This is a genomic window from Polaromonas sp. CG_9.11 (assembly GCF_015752225.1).
In the GTDB taxonomy this organism is placed as follows: domain Bacteria; phylum Pseudomonadota; class Gammaproteobacteria; order Burkholderiales; family Burkholderiaceae_C; genus Polaromonas.
Genome location: NZ_JADOVE010000014.1, coordinates 19,077 through 35,237, shown reverse-complemented (window position 1 = coordinate 35,237; position 16,161 = coordinate 19,077). Strand labels below are relative to the sequence as shown.

The 16,161-nt window shown below is 63.7% G+C and carries 14 protein-coding genes and 1 pseudogene; 10 read left to right on the top strand and 5 right to left on the bottom strand.

What is annotated here, in order from left to right; translation table 11 throughout:
- Positions 1-51: 51 nt before the first annotated feature.
- Positions 52-945, bottom strand: a complete 894-nt coding sequence (sucD, locus tag IWX85_RS12600) for a succinate--CoA ligase subunit alpha (RefSeq protein ID WP_196869969.1) — start codon at positions 943-945, stop codon at positions 52-54.
- 15 nt (positions 946-960) lie between these two features.
- The gene (gene sucC, locus IWX85_RS12595) at positions 961-2,124 is read right to left on the bottom strand and encodes an ADP-forming succinate--CoA ligase subunit beta (RefSeq protein ID WP_036807895.1); all 1,164 of its coding nucleotides are present in this window, start codon (positions 2,122-2,124) and stop codon (positions 961-963) included.
- Positions 2,125-2,364: 240 nt separating this feature from the next.
- Between sucC and argC the strand changes: the two genes are divergently transcribed.
- Positions 2,365-3,276, top strand: a complete 912-nt coding sequence (gene argC, locus IWX85_RS12590; RefSeq protein WP_196869968.1) for an N-acetyl-gamma-glutamyl-phosphate reductase — start codon at positions 2,365-2,367, stop codon at positions 3,274-3,276.
- Positions 3,277-3,577: 301 nt separating this feature from the next.
- On the opposite strand, the gene recX is transcribed toward argC, so the two are convergent.
- On the bottom strand, positions 3,578-4,051 hold the full coding sequence (recX, locus tag IWX85_RS12585) for a recombination regulator RecX (protein ID WP_196869967.1): 474 nt from the start codon (positions 4,049-4,051) through the stop codon (positions 3,578-3,580).
- Between the two features lie 111 nt (positions 4,052-4,162).
- Positions 4,163-5,326: a recombinase RecA gene (gene recA / locus IWX85_RS12580; RefSeq protein WP_196869966.1), complete on the bottom strand. Its 1,164-nt coding sequence runs from the start codon at positions 5,324-5,326 to the stop codon at positions 4,163-4,165.
- A 187-nt stretch (positions 5,327-5,513) separates the two neighbouring features.
- Here recA and IWX85_RS12575 point away from each other — a divergent pair, with 187 nt between their 5' ends.
- The 8 genes from IWX85_RS12575 (at position 5,514) to IWX85_RS12540 (ending at position 13,977) form a co-directional block, all read left to right on the top strand.
- A complete protein-coding gene (locus IWX85_RS12575) occupies positions 5,514-6,008 on the top strand; it encodes a MarR family winged helix-turn-helix transcriptional regulator (protein ID WP_196869965.1) in 495 nt (164 codons plus the stop codon).
- Positions 6,009-6,159: 151 nt separating this feature from the next.
- Entirely contained in the window at positions 6,160-7,059 is a 900-nt protein-coding gene (locus tag IWX85_RS12570; RefSeq protein ID WP_196869964.1) for a CsgG/HfaB family protein, read from the top strand.
- A 193-nt stretch (positions 7,060-7,252) separates the two neighbouring features.
- Positions 7,253-7,927: a response regulator transcription factor gene (locus tag IWX85_RS12565; RefSeq protein WP_036807880.1), complete on the top strand. Its 675-nt coding sequence runs from the start codon at positions 7,253-7,255 to the stop codon at positions 7,925-7,927.
- Positions 7,928-8,297: 370 nt separating this feature from the next.
- The gene (locus IWX85_RS12560) at positions 8,298-9,737 is read left to right on the top strand and encodes a sensor histidine kinase N-terminal domain-containing protein (protein WP_370584279.1); all 1,440 of its coding nucleotides are present in this window, start codon (positions 8,298-8,300) and stop codon (positions 9,735-9,737) included.
- A gap of 322 nt (positions 9,738-10,059) precedes the next feature.
- The gene (locus IWX85_RS12555; protein WP_196869963.1) at positions 10,060-11,445 is read left to right on the top strand and encodes a glutamine synthetase family protein; all 1,386 of its coding nucleotides are present in this window, start codon (positions 10,060-10,062) and stop codon (positions 11,443-11,445) included.
- Positions 11,446-11,448: 3 nt separating this feature from the next.
- On the top strand, positions 11,449-11,955 hold the full coding sequence (locus IWX85_RS12550) for a GNAT family N-acetyltransferase (RefSeq protein ID WP_196869962.1): 507 nt from the start codon (positions 11,449-11,451) through the stop codon (positions 11,953-11,955).
- Positions 11,952-13,085 (top strand): iron-containing alcohol dehydrogenase, encoded by a 1,134-nt coding sequence (locus IWX85_RS12545; RefSeq protein WP_196869961.1) that lies wholly within the window; start codon positions 11,952-11,954, stop codon positions 13,083-13,085. The genes IWX85_RS12550 and IWX85_RS12545 overlap by 4 nt, the downstream gene beginning before the upstream one ends.
- Positions 13,086-13,173: 88 nt before the next feature.
- The gene (locus IWX85_RS12540) at positions 13,174-13,977 is read left to right on the top strand and encodes a gamma-glutamyl-gamma-aminobutyrate hydrolase family protein (RefSeq protein WP_196869960.1); all 804 of its coding nucleotides are present in this window, start codon (positions 13,174-13,176) and stop codon (positions 13,975-13,977) included.
- Between the two features lie 285 nt (positions 13,978-14,262).
- Here the strand turns inward: IWX85_RS12540 and IWX85_RS12535 are convergent.
- A pseudogene (locus IWX85_RS12535) lies at positions 14,263-14,361 on the bottom strand (IS5/IS1182 family transposase); the annotation flags it as partial.
- A 454-nt stretch (positions 14,362-14,815) separates the two neighbouring features.
- Here IWX85_RS12535 and IWX85_RS12530 point away from each other — a divergent pair.
- The gene (locus IWX85_RS12530) at positions 14,816-16,159 is read left to right on the top strand and encodes a hypothetical protein (RefSeq protein ID WP_196869959.1); all 1,344 of its coding nucleotides are present in this window, start codon (positions 14,816-14,818) and stop codon (positions 16,157-16,159) included.
- Positions 16,160-16,161: the final 2 nt, after the last annotated feature.

Genomic DNA, 16,161 nt, shown 5'->3' with positions numbered 1-16,161 from the left:
AACCGCAGTCTGCGCTGGCTCGCGCCGCGCCCTGCGGGTGCATGCGCCGGTTTACAGCAGGGCTTTGAGCAACTTGGCCATTTCCGACGGATTGCGCGTGATGGTGAAGCCGCAGGCTTCCATGATCGCCAGCTTGGCGTCGGCCGTGTCGGCACCGCCCGAGATCAAGGCGCCAGCATGGCCCATGCGCTTGCCGGCCGGCGCCGTCACGCCGGCGATGAAGCCGACGATGGGTTTTTTCATGTGGGCCTTGCACCATTCAGCGGCTTCGGCTTCGTCCGGGCCGCCGATTTCGCCAATCATGATGACGGCGTCGGTGTCCGGGTCGTCATTGAAGGCGCGCATCACGTCGATGTGCTTCAGGCCATTGATCGGGTCGCCGCCAATGCCGACGGCGGTGGACTGGCCCAAGCCGATTTCGGTCAGTTGCGCCACCGCTTCATAGGTCAGCGTGCCGGAGCGCGACACGACGCCGATGCGGCCGGCGCGGTGGATGTGGCCGGGCATGATGCCGATCTTGATCTCGTCGGGTGTGATCAGGCCGGGGCAGTTGGGGCCCAGCAGCAGCGTGCGCTTGCCGCCAGCCGCTTCCTTGGCCTTCATGCGGTTGCGCACTTCGAGCATGTCCTTGACCGGAATGCCTTCGGTGATGCAGATCGCCAGGTCGAGGTTGGCTTCGACGGCTTCCCAGATGGCGGCGGCCGCGCCTGCGGGCGGCACGTAGATCACCGACACGGTGGCGCCGGTGGCATTTGCCGCTTCGCTCACGTTGGCAAAAATCGGGATGCCCTCGAAGTCTTCGCCAGCACGCTTGGGGTTCACGCCCGCCACGAAGGCTTCGCGGCCATTGGCATAGTCACGGCACATGCGGGTGTGGAATTGACCGGTCTTGCCGGTAATGCCTTGCGTAATGACTTTGGTGTTTTTGTTGATGTAGATGGACATGTGTGTTCTCCTGGCTTACTTGGACACGGCTTCGACGATTTTGGTCGCCGCGTCGGCCATGGTGTCTGCGGCAATGATTGGCAGGCCCGAGTCGGCCAGCATCTTCTTGCCCAGGTCTTCGTTGGTGCCCTTCATGCGAACGACCAGCGGAACGTTCAGGTTCACGGCCTTGCAGGCGGCAATGATGCCGTCGGCAATGGTGTCGCACTTCATGATGCCGCCGAAGATGTTGACCAGGATGCCCTTGACTTCCGGGTTCTTGAGCATGATCTTGAAAGCTTCGGTGACTTTCTCGGCCGTGGCGCCGCCGCCCACGTCCAGGAAGTTGGCCGGCTCGCCGCCGAACAGCTTGATGGTGTCCATGGTCGCCATGGCCAGGCCGGCGCCGTTGACCAGGCAGCCGATGTTGCCGTCCAGGCTGATGTAGGCCAGGTCGAACTTGCTGGCTTCTACTTCAGCCGGATCTTCTTCGTCCAGGTCACGGTAGGCGACAATTTCAGGGTGGCGGAACAGCGCGTTGGGGTCGAGGTTGAACTTGGCATCCAGCGCCATCAGGGCGTTCTTGCTGTCGCGGTTCAGCGGGTTGATTTCCACCAGCGACGCATCGGTGTCCATGTAGCAGGTGTAGAGCTTCTGGAAGATGTCCACGGCCTGGGCGGTAGACTCTGCCGGCAGGCCGATGGCATTGGCAATCTTGGTGGCCTGTGCGTCGCCCAGACCGGTGAGGGGGTCGATGAACTCGGTGATGATCTTCTCGGGCGTGGAATGGGCCACTTCCTCGATGTCCATGCCGCCTTCGCTTGACGCGATGAAGGCCACCTTCTGGGTCGCACGGTCGGTCACCAGGGACACGTAGTATTCCTTCTGGATGTCGGCGCCGTCTTCAATGTACAGGCGGCGGACCTTCTGGCCTTCGGGGCCGGTCTGGTGCGTCTTGAGCTGCATGCCGAGGATTTCGCCGGCGATGCGCTTGACGTCTTCAATCGTCTTGGCTACCTTCACGCCGCCGCCCTTGCCGCGCCCGCCGGCATGAATCTGCGCCTTGACCACCCACACCGGGCCGCCGAGCTTTTGTGCGGCTTCCACCGCCTCTTGCACCGTGAACGCCGGAATGCCGCGCGGCACTGGCACACCAAAATTGCGCAAGATTTCCTTGCCTTGGTACTCGTGAATTTTCATGGGAAACCTTCAGGATTCAGTAAGAAGAGGGGTGCAACAGGAGCTGGGCAAGGCTGTTGGGAAGTGAAAAACAGGCCATATCGGCGCAAAACCAGCATGTTAGCGTTTACTGCAGGCAGCAGCACGGAACTGTATCATGCTGCGATGCACCAAACTTATGCGGTTCTTACACAGACAAGCGCGGAAAACTGAACCTGAAATATTGGCCCTGCGAGACAGTGGTTTTAGCTGAAAGTATCTATGCACAAAATTTTTATCGACGGCGAAGCCGGCACCACCGGCCTGCAGATTCGCGAGCGTCTGCAGGCGATGCCGCAGATCGAACTGGTCAGCATTGCGCCCGATTTGCGCAAGGACCCGGCCGCCAAGCGTGACCTGATGGCGCAGGTGGACCTGGTGATCTTGTGCCTGCACGACGACGCGGCGCGTGAATCAGTGGCCATGATCGACTCGCTGCCGGGCAAAAAACCGAAAATCATCGACGCATCGACGGCGCACCGCACGGCCCCAGGCTGGGTGTTCGGGTTTCCCGAATTGATGGCCGGCCAGCGCGAAGCCGTCATGACTGCCGAGCGCGTGGCCAACCCCGGGTGCTACGCCACCGGCGCGATTGCGCTGATCCGGCCGCTGGTTGATGCGGGCCTGATGCCGGCCGACTTTCCCCTGAGCCTGCCGTCGGTCAGCGGCTACTCGGGCGGCGGCCGCCAGATGATCGAGGCCTACGAAGCCGGCACCGCACCCGCTTTCGAGCTGTACGGCCTGAGCCTGGAACACAAGCACCTGCCCGAAATCATGAAATACACCGGGTTGACCCGCCGGCCGGTGTTTATTCCGTCGGTGGGCAATTTCATCCAGGGCATGCTGGTGCAGTTGCCGCTGCACCTGGACCTGCTGCCCGGCCAACCCACGGCCGCGCAGCTTCACGAGGTGCTGGCAAAACATTACGCCGGCAGCGAATGGGTCACTGTGGAAGCCGCGCCCGAATCGGGCAAGCTCGATGCGCTGGCGCTGCGGGACACCAACCAGATGGAATTGCGCGTGTTCGGCAATGACCGCTACCGCCATGCGGTGCTGGTGGCGCGTCTGGACAACCTGGGCAAGGGGGCCTCGGGCGCCGCCGTGCAAAACCTGAAGCTGATGCTGGGACTTTGAGATTGGACTGATTTTTGGTCATAGGTCGGATTAGCGCAGCGTCCTCCGACATCGGCGTTCGCGAACGTGCATGTCGGGTCACGCCTTCCCAGCTGAACCGACCTGCTAATTTGCTACTTTTTTAATAGCTGGTTGCGCAGGCACCCATTGCGCCGGAGTCCCATTTTCTTATTTTCTTCTTTGTCGTTGCGGACTCGATCCGCAATCCATGACCCAGCAGCTTAGGCGCAACGGGCGAACACTTCCATCGCGGGTTTGTCGCCGCACAGATGGATCCCGGGTCGCGCCCGGGATGACAGATTCAATCCTCATCGGCCTGCGACACAACGCGCCGAATCACGTCGCCGCCAAATCCCCGGGCCGCCAGAAAGCGCATCTGTTTGGCCCGGGCGGCGGCATCCGGGGCCGGCCCGTCAAACTTCTTGCGCCAGATCTCGCGGGCGCGTTCGAGTTCGCTGACCTTGAGCTTGCTGACCGCCTCGGACACCGCTTCGGCGCCCAGCCCCTTGTTCAGCAGCTCGTACTTGATACGTGAAGCGCCAAATCGCCCGGCACGGCGGTTGATCACCGATTCGACGACCCGCGCTTCGCTGATGAAATCCTTGGCCTGCAGGTCATCGAGCACCTGCGCCAGTTGGCCCGGCGTTTCCTCATGGTCTTTCAGCTTGCGCTCCAGTTCGGCGCGCGAATGTTCGCGGGCGGCCAGGTAACGCAGGGCGCGACCCTTGAGCGACAGGCCAAAGCCCGCACGGGCGGCAGGTTTGGCATCAGTCATGCGCGTCTTGCGGGCGAGCCGCTATTGCGCAACATCTTTCAGCTATGCTTTCAATAGCTGAATGCGCCCGTGGAGACTGCGCAAAAGCCTGATTTGGCATATAAAACCGGCTCAAGACTGGGTCGGGACCACCGGCGGCAAGGGTGCCAGCAGCGCTTTGTCGGCCATCACCTTCAAGGGCTTTTCCGCCTTTTCGGCTTTCTCGGGTTTTGCCCCCTTTTCAGGCTCGGCGCCGCCCTGCGCCGCCTGCACCAGCGGAATGCCCAGCGATTCGCGCACCTTGTTCTCGATCTCGATGGCCAGCGCCGGGTTTTCCTTCAGGAATTCGCGCGAGTTGTCACGGCCCTGGCCGATTTTCTCGCCCTTGTAGGCATACCAGGCACCGGCTTTTTCAACGATGTGGCCGGCCACGCCCAGGTCGAGCACCTCGCCCAGCCGGCTGATGCCTTCGCCGTACAGGATGTCGAACTCGGCCGTCTTGAAGGGTGAGGCGACCTTGTTCTTCACCACCTTGACGCGCGTTTCGTTGCCGATGACCTCGTCGCCCTTCTTGATCGAACCGATACGGCGAATGTCCAGCCGCACCGAGGCATAGAACTTCAGTGCGTTGCCGCCGGTCGTGGTTTCGGGGCTGCCGAACATCACGCCGATCTTCATGCGGATCTGGTTGATGAAAATCACCATGCAGTTGGCCTTCTTGATGGTGGCGGTCAGCTTGCGCAGCGCCTGGCTCATCAAACGGGCCTGCAGGCCGGGCAGCGAGTCGCCCATCTCGCCTTCAAGCTCGGCCTTGGGCGTGAGCGCCGCCACCGAGTCGATGACGATCAGGTCAACCGCGCCCGAGCGGGTCAGCGAATCGACGATTTCCAGCGCCTGCTCGCCAGTGTCGGGCTGCGAGATCAGCAGTTCCTGCAGGTTGACGCCCAACTTTTGCGCGTACTGGATGTCCAGCGCATGTTCGGCATCGACAAACGCGCAGGTGCCGCCGATTTTCTGCATTTCGGCAATCACCTGCAGCGTCAGCGTGGTCTTGCCCGACGACTCGGGGCCGTAGATTTCGACCACCCGGCCGCGCGGCAAGCCGCCGACGCCGAGCGCAATGTCCAGGCCCAGCGAGCCGGTCGATACCACCTGGATGTCTTCGATGACCTCGCCGGCGCCCAGCTTCATGATGGTGCCTTTGCCGAATTGCTTTTCAATCTGGGCCAGCGCGGCGGCCAGCGCCTTGGCTTTTTCGGTGTTCAGGCCGGGAGCGGTCTTGATCGGTGCGTCCATGAAAAATTTCCTTAAAAATCAACGGGGTAAAAAGTTCTGCACGCACTTTTCACCAAAAATTTCAGACTGCTTTTTCTTGCAGTACTGGGTGCATGAACAGTACTTTATGGGCTTCATAGGCAGAAGTAAAGCCTGTTTTTAGTCAGTCTGCCTGACTAAATTTCGCTTAATAAAGTAGCATCTGCCCATGGCCGAAATCCTTTCCCCAACCCTTCCCCTCGTTCACGACACCCACTGGCGGCTGACCCACCTGGGACGCCTGATGGGTCATGCCTTGCGCCGTTTTGATGAGCGGGTGTTGTCGCTCATGGCCAGCAACGCCGACGTGCCGCTGGGCTTGTCCAACCTGGCGGCGCGCGATCAGGTGGGAGCGGCCCATATCCACATCACCCGCCACTTGGCCCTGGGCGGCTCGCGCCTGACGGACTTGGCAAACAGCGCCGGCATGAGCAAGCAGGCCATGGCCGACCTGGTGGATCAGTGCGATGCCTGGGGTTTGGTCAAGCGTGAGCCCGACCTGCACGACAAACGGGCCCGGCGCGTGGTGTTCACCGACTCGGGCCTGCTGTGGCTGGACGCTTTTCGCCGTGCAGTGGCCCAGGCGGAAAGCGAATTCCGCCAGGCCGTGGGAGACGACGTGGCCACAGTGGTGGCGCTTGGCCTAGAGGTTTACGCGGGATAAAGCAGGTGAAGTCATGTTTCCTGAAGATATTTCCCGTCGACGAAAGCACGCTCAAAACAATTATTTACGTTTTTTATAAAAATGTTTCAAATGTGATAATCCCGACGGTCAGTGCAATTTTCAGCAAATAAAACCAACGAAAGAAACCTGTATGTCCGTTGCAAACCGAATCTTCATTCCATTAGCCATTGCGACAATGCTTTCTGGCTGCGTGACCACAGACATGCAAATGGGAAATCCGGCCGCCAAGACCGTGGCTACCGGCAGTGCGGCCGGCGCGTCCAGCACCAATGCCAACAGCACACTTGAGAAATGCCAGTCGCCCCTTGGCACGGTGTCCCTGATCGAAAACCAGAGCGCCGGCTGGTACACCATCCTCACCAACGAATACCGCCTGCCGCCCACGGCCAACCTGCTTCGCCTGCTGATCCAGCAATCGAACTGCTTTGTGGTGGTGGAGCGCAGCGCCGCAGGCATGAACGCCATCAACCGCGAACGCGGCCTGCAACAGTCTGGCGAGATGCGCGCCGGCAGCAATTTTGGCAAAGGCCAGATCGTGTCCTCCGACTACGGCCTGTCGCCTGAAATCGTCTTCAGCCAGGACAACACGGGCGGCATGGGCGTTGCCTTGGGCAGCCTGCTCGGCGGTGGTGCGGGCCGTGCCCTGGCAACGGTCGGCGCCAGCACCAAGACACGTGAAGCCAGCGCCTTGCTCACCATGATCGACAACCGTTCCGGCGTGCAGATTGCCGCATCCGAAGGCAGCGCGTCGAAAACCGACTTTGGTGGCTTCGGAGCCTTGTTGGGCGGCTCGGCGGGCGGCGGAATCGGCGGCTACAGCAACACGCCGCAAGGCAAGGTCGTTGCGGCCGCCTTCATGGATGCGTTCAACCAGATGGTGATTTCACTGCGGGCCTACAAGGCGCAAAGCGTGAGCGGCCAAGGCCTGGGCGGCGGCGGCAGGTTGGGCGTTGATGGCGGTGCCGCACCGTCGCAAACCTCGGGCCCCAAGTCAGGCACATCAACCAGCCGCCCGAAAAAAAATAATTAGAATGACTTGATTTTTTAGCGCTGCATGCCTTTTAAAACGGCCACCTCTTCAGGTGGCTGTTTTGTCTGGGGCATCAGGCAGTTCCAAAAAATCATATGCGGTGTCCCGGTCGCAAACGCCTAGAATTTGCGGGGGATGTGAGAGCAAAACAACCATTGGCGGGCCATTGACCTGCTTTTTCTGGGAGACAAGCATGCGTATTCTCATTGCCGAAGACGACCAGGTTCTGGCCGACGGCTTGCTGCGTACCCTGCGCGCGTCCGGCGCAGCGGCGGACCATGTGGCCAGCGGCACCGAAGCCGACGCCGCACTGCTGACCAACACCGAGTTCGACCTGCTGATCCTGGACCTGGGCTTGCCGCGCATGCATGGCCTGGAAGTTCTCAAGCGCCTGCGCGCGCGCGGCTCCGCGTTGCCCGTCCTGATCCTGACGGCGGCCGACAGTGTCGAAGAACGCGTCAAGGGGCTGGACTACGGCGCCGACGACTACATGGCCAAGCCGTTTTCGCTGCAGGAACTCGAAGCGCGGGTGCGCGCGCTGGTACGGCGCGGCATGGGCGGCGCCAGCAGCACCATCAAGCATGGCCCGCTGGTGTATGACCAGGCCGGCCGGGTGGCCACCTTCGACGGCCAGATGATCGAGCTGTCGGCGCGTGAACTGGGCCTGCTCGAAGTGCTGCTGCAGCGCGTCGGCCGCCTGGTCAGCAAGGACCAGCTGGTCGAACGCCTGTGCGAATGGGGCGAGGAAGTCAGCAACAACGCCATCGAGGTCTACATTCACCGGCTGCGCAAGAAAATCGAAAAAGGCCCGGTGCGCATCGCCACCGTGCGCGGACTGGGCTATTGCCTCGAAAAAATCCCTGGCTGATGGTGCCCCCACGGTCGTTCGCTTCGCGTAACTCCCTGCCCCCCGAGGGGGCCACCCGCCTGCGGCCCGGCAAAGCCGGTTCCGCGGCTCGAACTGGCGAAGGCACTTGCGTCTCCACGCCCGCATCTGAATGTGCATTGCCACCTCCTAAAGAAAGAGTTCAAGGGGCGCAAACTTTGAAGCGATATCCAAGCCAGGGCCGCGGAACCGGCTTTGCCGGGCCGCAGGCGCAACGGCCCCCTCGGGGGGCAGCGAACCACGCGCAGCGGGGAGCGTGGGGGCGATATCACGGCTTTGCCGGGCCGCAGGCGCAACGGCCCCCTCGGGGGGCAGCGAACCACACGCAGTGGGGAGCGTGGGGGCCATTGCTTTGAGGCTTTTTCAGAGGGAGCGGCGCAGCCTGTTTGGCGAAATCCTCGACTGGATGCTCACGCCGCTGCTGCTGCTCTGGCCGATCAGCCTGGTGCTGACCTGGCTGGTGGCGCAGAACATTGCCGGCAAGCCCTTCGACCGGGCGCTCGAATACAACGTGCAGGCGCTGGCCAAGCTGCTGGTGGTCAAGAACAACCAGGTCCAGTTCAACCTGACCGCGCCGGCGCGCGAGATTTTGCGGGCCGACGACACCGACCTGATCTACTACCAGGTCATGGGCACGCACGGCGAATACCTGGGCGGCGAACACGCCATGCCCGCGCCGCCGGACGAGGAAAAGGCCGGTGACGGCGAGGTGCGGCTGCGCGAGGACGTGATTCTGGGCGAGGACGTTCGCGTGGCCTACACCTGGATCAGGGTGGAGCTGAAAGGCGCCACGGCGGTTACCCAGCCGGTGCTGGTGCAGGTGGCCGAGACGCTGGAAAAGCGCAAGACACTGGCCACCGAGATCGTCAAGGGCACGATGGTGCCGCAGTTCGTCACACTGCCGCTGGCGGTGCTGCTGGTGTGGCTGGCGCTGGTGCGCGGCATCAAGCCGCTGGCGCAGCTTGAAAAACGCATCCGTGCCCGCAAACCCGACGACATGAGCCCGCTCGACGAGACCGGCGTGCCCGAGGAAGTGGTGCCGCTGGTCGATTCGGTCAACGACCTGCTGAGCCGGCTCAAGGTGTCGCTGTCGACCCAGCGGCGCTTCCTGGCCGACGCCGCGCACCAGCTCAAGACGCCGCTGGCCGGGCTGCGCATGCAGGCCGACCTGGCGCAGCGCGAAACCGATGCCGAGCAGCTGAAGAGTTCGCTGCGGCACATCGGCCAGGCCAGCATCCGCGCCACCCACACCGTCAACCAGCTGCTGGCACTGGCGCGCGCCGAAACCGCCGGCCGGGCGCTGGCCAAGCAACGCGTGGACCTGGTGCAGATCGTTTCAAGCGTCATGGCCGATTCGGTGCCGCGCGCGCTGGACAAGCGCATCGACCTGGGCTATGAGGGCCCGGACGGCGGCGAGCCGGCCACGCACCTGCAAGGCAACCCGACGCTGCTCGGCGAGCTGGTGCGCAACCTGGTCGACAACGCCATCAACTACACGCCGGAGGGCGGCCATGTCACGGTGCGGCTGATGGTCGACCGCTTCAGCGGCATCCTGGTGCTGATCGTCGAGGACTCGGGGCCGGGCATTCCGGCGTCGGAACGCGAACTGGTGTTCCAGCCCTTCTACCGCGCGCTGGGAACCAACGTGGACGGCTCGGGCCTGGGCCTGGCCATCGTGCAGGAAATCGCGCAGCAGCATGGCGCGTCCATCACCGTCGAAGACGCCGACCTGACGGACCATCCGGACTCACCTGGCACCCGCGTGACGCTGCGGTTTGTCGGCTTGGTGTGAGTCAAGCCGGGCCAACGTCAAAAACATAGCAAAACGGACTCTTGCGCAAGCCCCGTAAGCACATACAGCTATTTTTTATATAGCAAATAATTTCGCTGGCACGCCCTGGCTGTATAGGCCGGCAGTTACGCCTTTCGGTGATTTGCGCACGCGCCGCCTCCTTTCGGCCGGGCGTGGCTGCGGGACAACATCGGGCCTTCGTCCTATACCCGCCGGGGGCTGTCAGGCGCAAACTTTCAGCCTGGCTTGCCCGGGTGCAAGCTGCTTCCGGACAGGCGGCGCCATCCTGCTGGCGCACCGGACCCACCGCAAGGAGTTCAGCATGGCGACACCCGCATCGGAAAACAGGCTTCATCCCGCCGTGGAGGCGCTCAAGGCATCGGGCGCGAGCAAGGTGAAAGTGGCGGTCAGCGACATCGACGGCGTGCTGCGCGGCAAGCTGCTGCACCGGGACAAGTTCCTCGGCGTGGCCGAGGCGTATCCGGACGGCGGCTTCGGATTTTGCGACGTGGTGCTGGGCTGGGACATGACAGACAGCTGCTACGACAACACCACTGGCGCCGGCGGGCAGCACGGCTTTCCCGATGCGCTGGCGCGGCTCGACCTGGACACCTTTCGCCAGGTGCCGTGGGACGACGGCATCCCTTTTTTCCTCGGCGAATTCGTCAATGCCGACGGCTCGGCCCACGCGCTCTGCCCGCGCCAGACGCTCAAGCGGGTGCTGAAACGGGCCGAGAAGATGGGTTTCAGCGTCATGGCCGGCATGGAATTCGAATGGTTCAATTTCCTGGAAACGCCGCAAAGCTGGGCCGCCAAGCAAGGCGTGAACCCTGAGCCGCTGACGCCCGGCATGTTTGGCTATTCGCTGCTGCGCATGATGCGCAACCGCGAGTATTTCAAGGCGCTGATGGACGACATGCCGGCCTTCGGCATCCCGATCGAGGGCCTGCACACCGAAACCGGCCCGGGCGTGCTGGAAGCGGCCCTGGGTTTCAGCGAGGCGCTGGCGCAGGCCGACCGGGCCATCCTGTTCAAGACCGGCGCCAAGGAAATCGGCATGCGCTTTGGCATCATGCCCAGCTTCATGGCCAAGCCGCATGCCAGGCTGCCGGGCTGCAGCGGCCACATCCACCAGAGCCTGTCGGACGGCAAAAGCAACCTGTTTTACGACGCCGGCAACCCGCGCAAGATGAGTGCGCTGTTTGAAAGCTATGTCGCCGGCCAGGTCGCCTGCATGATGGACTTCGGCCCGATGCTCTGGCCGACCATCAACAGCTACAAGCGGCTGGTCGATGGCTTCTGGGCGCCGGTCAAGCCGACCTGGGGGCTGGACAACCGCACCGCCAGCTTCCGGGTGATTGCCGGCAGCCCGAAGGCAACGCGGCTGGAAACCCGCTGCCCGGGCGCCGACGTGAACCCCTACCTGGCCATGGCGGCGGTGATTGCCGCCGGGCTCGACGGCGTGGAAAAAGGCCTGAAGCTCACCACGCCGCCCATCACCGGCAGCAACGCGGGCGCTGACGGCATCGCCCGCGCGCCGCGCACCTTGATCGAAACCACCCGCATCTTCCAGCAGTCAAGCATTGCCCGCGACTGGCTGGGCGACGGGTTTGTCGACCACTTCGCCGCCACGCGCGAATGGGAATGGCGCCAGTGGCTCGATGCGGTGACCGACTGGGAATTAAAACGCTATTTCGAGATCATCTAGCCCATGCCCATACGTTCCCTGCTGATGGCTGATGCGCCCGTGTACCGGGCGTTTCGCCTGCGCGGCCTGCGCGAGCATCCGGACGCCTTCACGTCCGGCTTCGACGAGGAAAGCCTGCGCCCGCTGCGGGACAGCGAACGGCGGCTGGCCGGCGCTGGAAGCGACAGGTTGTGGGGCGCCTTTGTCGATGGCGACATGGCCGGCATGGTCGGCCTGAGCCGTGAGACGCGCGCGCACAACCGCCACAAGGCCGCACTGGTCGGCCTGTACGTGGCCGATGAATTCACCGGCCGGGGCCTGGGCCGCGCGCTGGTGGACACGGTGGTGCAAAACGCCCGGGCCTGGGGCATAGAGCACCTGGTGCTGACCGTGACCGAGGGCAACCGGCCGGCTGGCAGGCTTTACGAAAGCGCCGGTTTTGCCTCGTTCGGCACCGAACCCGACGCCATCCGGGTGAACGGCGTGTCTTTTGGCAAGCAACACATGTTCCTCCAACTTTCCCCCTCATGAGCATCACCACCTTTTCCTTTCCCACGCCCATCCATTTCGGCGCCGGCGCGCGCCGCCAGGTGGCAGCGCACCTGCTGCAGGCCGGCTTCAGGCGCCCGCTGGTCGTCACCGACCGGGCGCTGGCCGCGCTGCCGGTGATGGCTGAATTTTTGACGCACCTGGACGGCCTGCAAGTGGAGGTGTTTGCCGGTGTGTTCGGCAACCCGACCCGGCGCCAGGTGATCGCCGGCAGCGCCGCCTACAACGCGCACCGGGCCGACTGCGTGATCGGCTTTGGCGGCGGCGCGGCGCTGGACGTGGCCAAGGTGGTCGGCCTGGGGGCCACCGGCGCCGGCGACATCCTGGACTACGCCTGGGACCATCCGCAGGCGCGGCCCATCGAAGGCGAGCTGCCCTACTTCGTCGCCCTGCCGACCACGGCGGGCACCGGCTCGGAAGTCGGCCGATCCAGCGTCATCAGCGAGGACGATACGCACCTCAAGCGTGTGGTGTTCAGCCCCCGGCTGCTGGCCCGGGCGGTGTTCGCCGACCCCGAACTGACGCTCGGCCTGCCGGCGCATGTCACTGCCGCCACCGGCATGGACGCGCTGACGCACAACATCGAAAGCTATCTGTCGCCCGCCTGGCATCCGCTGTGCGACGGCATTGCCCTCGAAGGCACGCGCCTTGCGGCGCGCGCGCTGCACACCGCGGTCAGCGAGCCCGGCAACCTGCCTGCGCGGAGCAGCATGATGATGGCCTCGATGATGGGCGCAATTGCCTTTCAAAAAGACCTGGGCGCGGTGCATTCCTGCGCGCATGCGCTGGGCGCCGTCTGCGACATGCACCACGGCCTGGCGAATGCGCTGATGATTGACACGGTGCTGGCCTGGAACCAGGAAGCGGCGCCGGCCAAGTTCGACGAACTCGCGCATGCTTGCCACCTTTCGGGCGGTGGCGACGCGCTGGTGCCGTGGCTGCGGCAGCTGAAAAGCAGCATCGGCCTGGGCGGCACCTTGTCGGGCCACGGCGTCAAGCCGGCGCAGCTTGCCCGGCTGGTCGAGATTGCCACGGCCGACATCTGCCACCAGACCAATCCCCGGCCGTGCAGCGCGGCCGACTTTGAACGCCTGTTCAACGCGGCCCTGTGAGCGCGGCCCGACACCCGGACCTGTGGCCGCGTTGCTGAATTCCAGAAAAACATTCTTTCCTTCTCCTCCTCTCAACCAAGAAAAAATCATGCCCGCCTCCAGCCGTTTGAAAATTGGTCTTTCCGCTTGTTTTTCCCATGCCGACCCGACGCGTTCGCTGTTCTCGGGAAAGACGCTGCAGTATGTCGAGCAGTCGATTGCCCACTGGCTGATGTCCTCGGGCTCGATGGTCGTGATGGTGCCCTGCCCGACCGGCAGCACGCAGCGCGGCGATGTGACCTACGCGCATTACGCCCAGTGGCTCGACGGCCTGGTGCTGCACGGCGGCGCCGACGTCTGGCCGGGCAGCTATGGCGAAACGCCGCTGGAAGACCGCTGGTCGGGCGACCGGGTGCGCGACGAGTACGACAAGTCGCTGGTCGCCGCCTTCGAGGCGCTGGGCAAGCCGGTGTTCGGCGTCTGCCGGGGCCTGCAGCTGCTCAACGTGGCGTTCGGCGGAACGCTGTACCAGGACATCACGACGCAGGTGCCGGACTCCTTCGTGCACCGCGACGCCGACACCTACGACCTGAACTTTCACAGCGTGGACATCGTGCCCGGCACGCGGCTGTCCAGCCTGTACCCCGGCGTCGAGCGGGTGCGCGTCAACAGCATCCACCACCAGGCCGTCAAGGACCTGTCGCCCGAGTTCGAGGCCGAGGCGTTCAGCGTGACCGACGGCATCGTCGAGGCGATACGCCGCAAGGACCCGTCCAAAAGCTATATTGCCGCGTTGCAGTGGCATCCCGAGTTCCACCAGGCCGGCTCGGACACGATCGACGACGGCGCGGTGCTGAAGGACTTCCTCGGCGCCGTGGCCGCCGCCAAAACCGCGCGCGCCGCCGCGCCATGAAGCGCCTCGCTGACGAACCGGTCCCATAAATTGCCTCAAAACTGGCCTGTGCGCCCGTTCCATCAGCGCCAACAGCTATTGATAAAGTAGCAAACAGGCGGGCAAGGCCCTGAGGGATGGCCTGATGAGCTCGCCGCTGCTTCGAATAGCGGGGTGGTGATTTTCAAATGGTGGGATTGCACGCGCAAGCATCCTGAAACAGCGGCATCGGCTTCATTGCCCTTGTCCAGCGCCCTGCGCTTTGTTCTTGTTCTTGTTCTTGTTCTTGTTCTTGTTCTTGTTCTTGTTCTTGGTGGAAGTCGACGCGGCAATCAAGGTGGCGTCCACGGCCGTGCCGGGTTTGAGCCGCAAGCCGCGCTGCGTCAATATTTCATTGACGCTGGCCTGATGCATTTCCCGCTTCGTTCTCGTCACTGCGCTTGATCTTTTGACTTGGGACGCACGGCCGGGCGGTTGTCCTCCTACTCGTGTTGCCGAAAGCGGCCTACGACGCGCGGCGGCGGCCATTGGAAAAGTGAGTGTCACCCCAGTTCGAACGAAAAGGCAAACCATGACCACAGCTGCGCCGCCCACCAGCTTCACAGGTGTTTTCCCTCTTTCAGCACTCTCCGATTCATCAGCACTGGCGAGTCGGCATCGGCGTTGGCGCTGCGCGCTTGCCCGGCCGCTGTTTGCAAGCCTCGCGATCAGCATGGCGCTGGTCGGGTGCGGCGGCGGTGGCGATGGCGGTCAGGCCAACAACGCGGTTGTTTCAGGAAATTCCTTCAGCGTCCTGGGGGCGGGAGCCACGGGCGCAGGGTCTTCCACGGGTTCGACAACAGCGCCTCCGACAACAATAGTGCCTCCAACCACAACCGCGACGGGGACCCAAACCCCGAACACGACAGCTGCCCAGCCCGGGAGGTCCGCAGCGAATCCGGCTGGCGGCAGCACCGGCGACCCGGTCACGACCACCGAACAGGTGAGTGTCGTCAGCCTCGACGCCGACGGGTTGAAAGGACAAACCCCCGCCACGGCGCGCCTCAAAAACGGCGGTTACGCGATGGCATGGGTCTCGGTGGGGCAAGGCCTTTGCACGCGGACCTACACGGCCAATGCCACACCGGCAGGAGCCCCCACGTGCCTGGCAACGGGCACCACGGCGTCGATTCAGAAGCCGGCCATCGCCGGACTCGTGGGCGGCGGATACGTGGTCGCGTTTGTGACCGAAGAACTCACCAGCAGCCTGAACCTGCAACGCTTCGATGACGCGGGAAAAACAATGGGACTGGGTCAGCTCGTCAGCAACGGCAGCCCGAACAAAGACACGGAGGCGACGGTGGCCGTGCTGGAATGCGGCGATTTCGTGGTGGGGTGGACCTCCACGCAAGGGCAGCCGTTCAATGTGTCTGACATCCATGCCCGGCGCTACCAGGCCGACGGCGTCGCTGTCAGCGCGGCGCAGCAGGTCAACACCTTTGTCGGCGGACCCACAACGGGTACGCGGCGATTCGGCTCGGCCGTAACCGCCCTGCGGGACGGTGGCTATGTGTTCGTCTGGACGTCGGAGGGGCAAACCACCAACGGATCCGAGCTGTACACGCAACGTTTCAATGCCGACGGCGTCCCGGTCGGCCTCGAAACGCTGGTCAGCACCCGTGTCGATTCGTTCGTTGGCAACACGTCTTCAATTGCCGGGCTTGCAGGCGGTGGCTATGTGATCACCTGGAATTTCAACAGCACCGTCATTGCCCAGCGGTTTACCGTGGGTGGCGCGCAGGCTGGCGCGGCGGCGGCGGCGGCGGTCGACCCGCTGGCGCCGGTGGATCCCACGGTGTTGTGCGACCGCGGCACCAAGAACCCTCCCGGACCCTGCCTTACGTTTCAAATCGGCGGCGTACCCGCTGCGCTGGACGACGGCGGCTATGTGATCGCGTACTTTTTCTCGGGTCCGCCCAAGGCCAACGAACAGGGCATTTACCTGCGGCGGTTCGCCGCCGATGGCGCGGCGACCGCGCCCAGCCAGCGCATCAGCAACACGTCAAACGCGGGACTGGCCACTGCAAGCCCTGCGGGAATGGGCGGGTTTGCCATTGCCTGGCAGGCGTTTGCGCCCGTCGCCACCTCGCAGCCGGTTGCGTCCCGACCCGGTGAGCTCCCCCCGGGGATCTACGCACGCGCCTTTGACTCGCGCGGCTTGTAGTG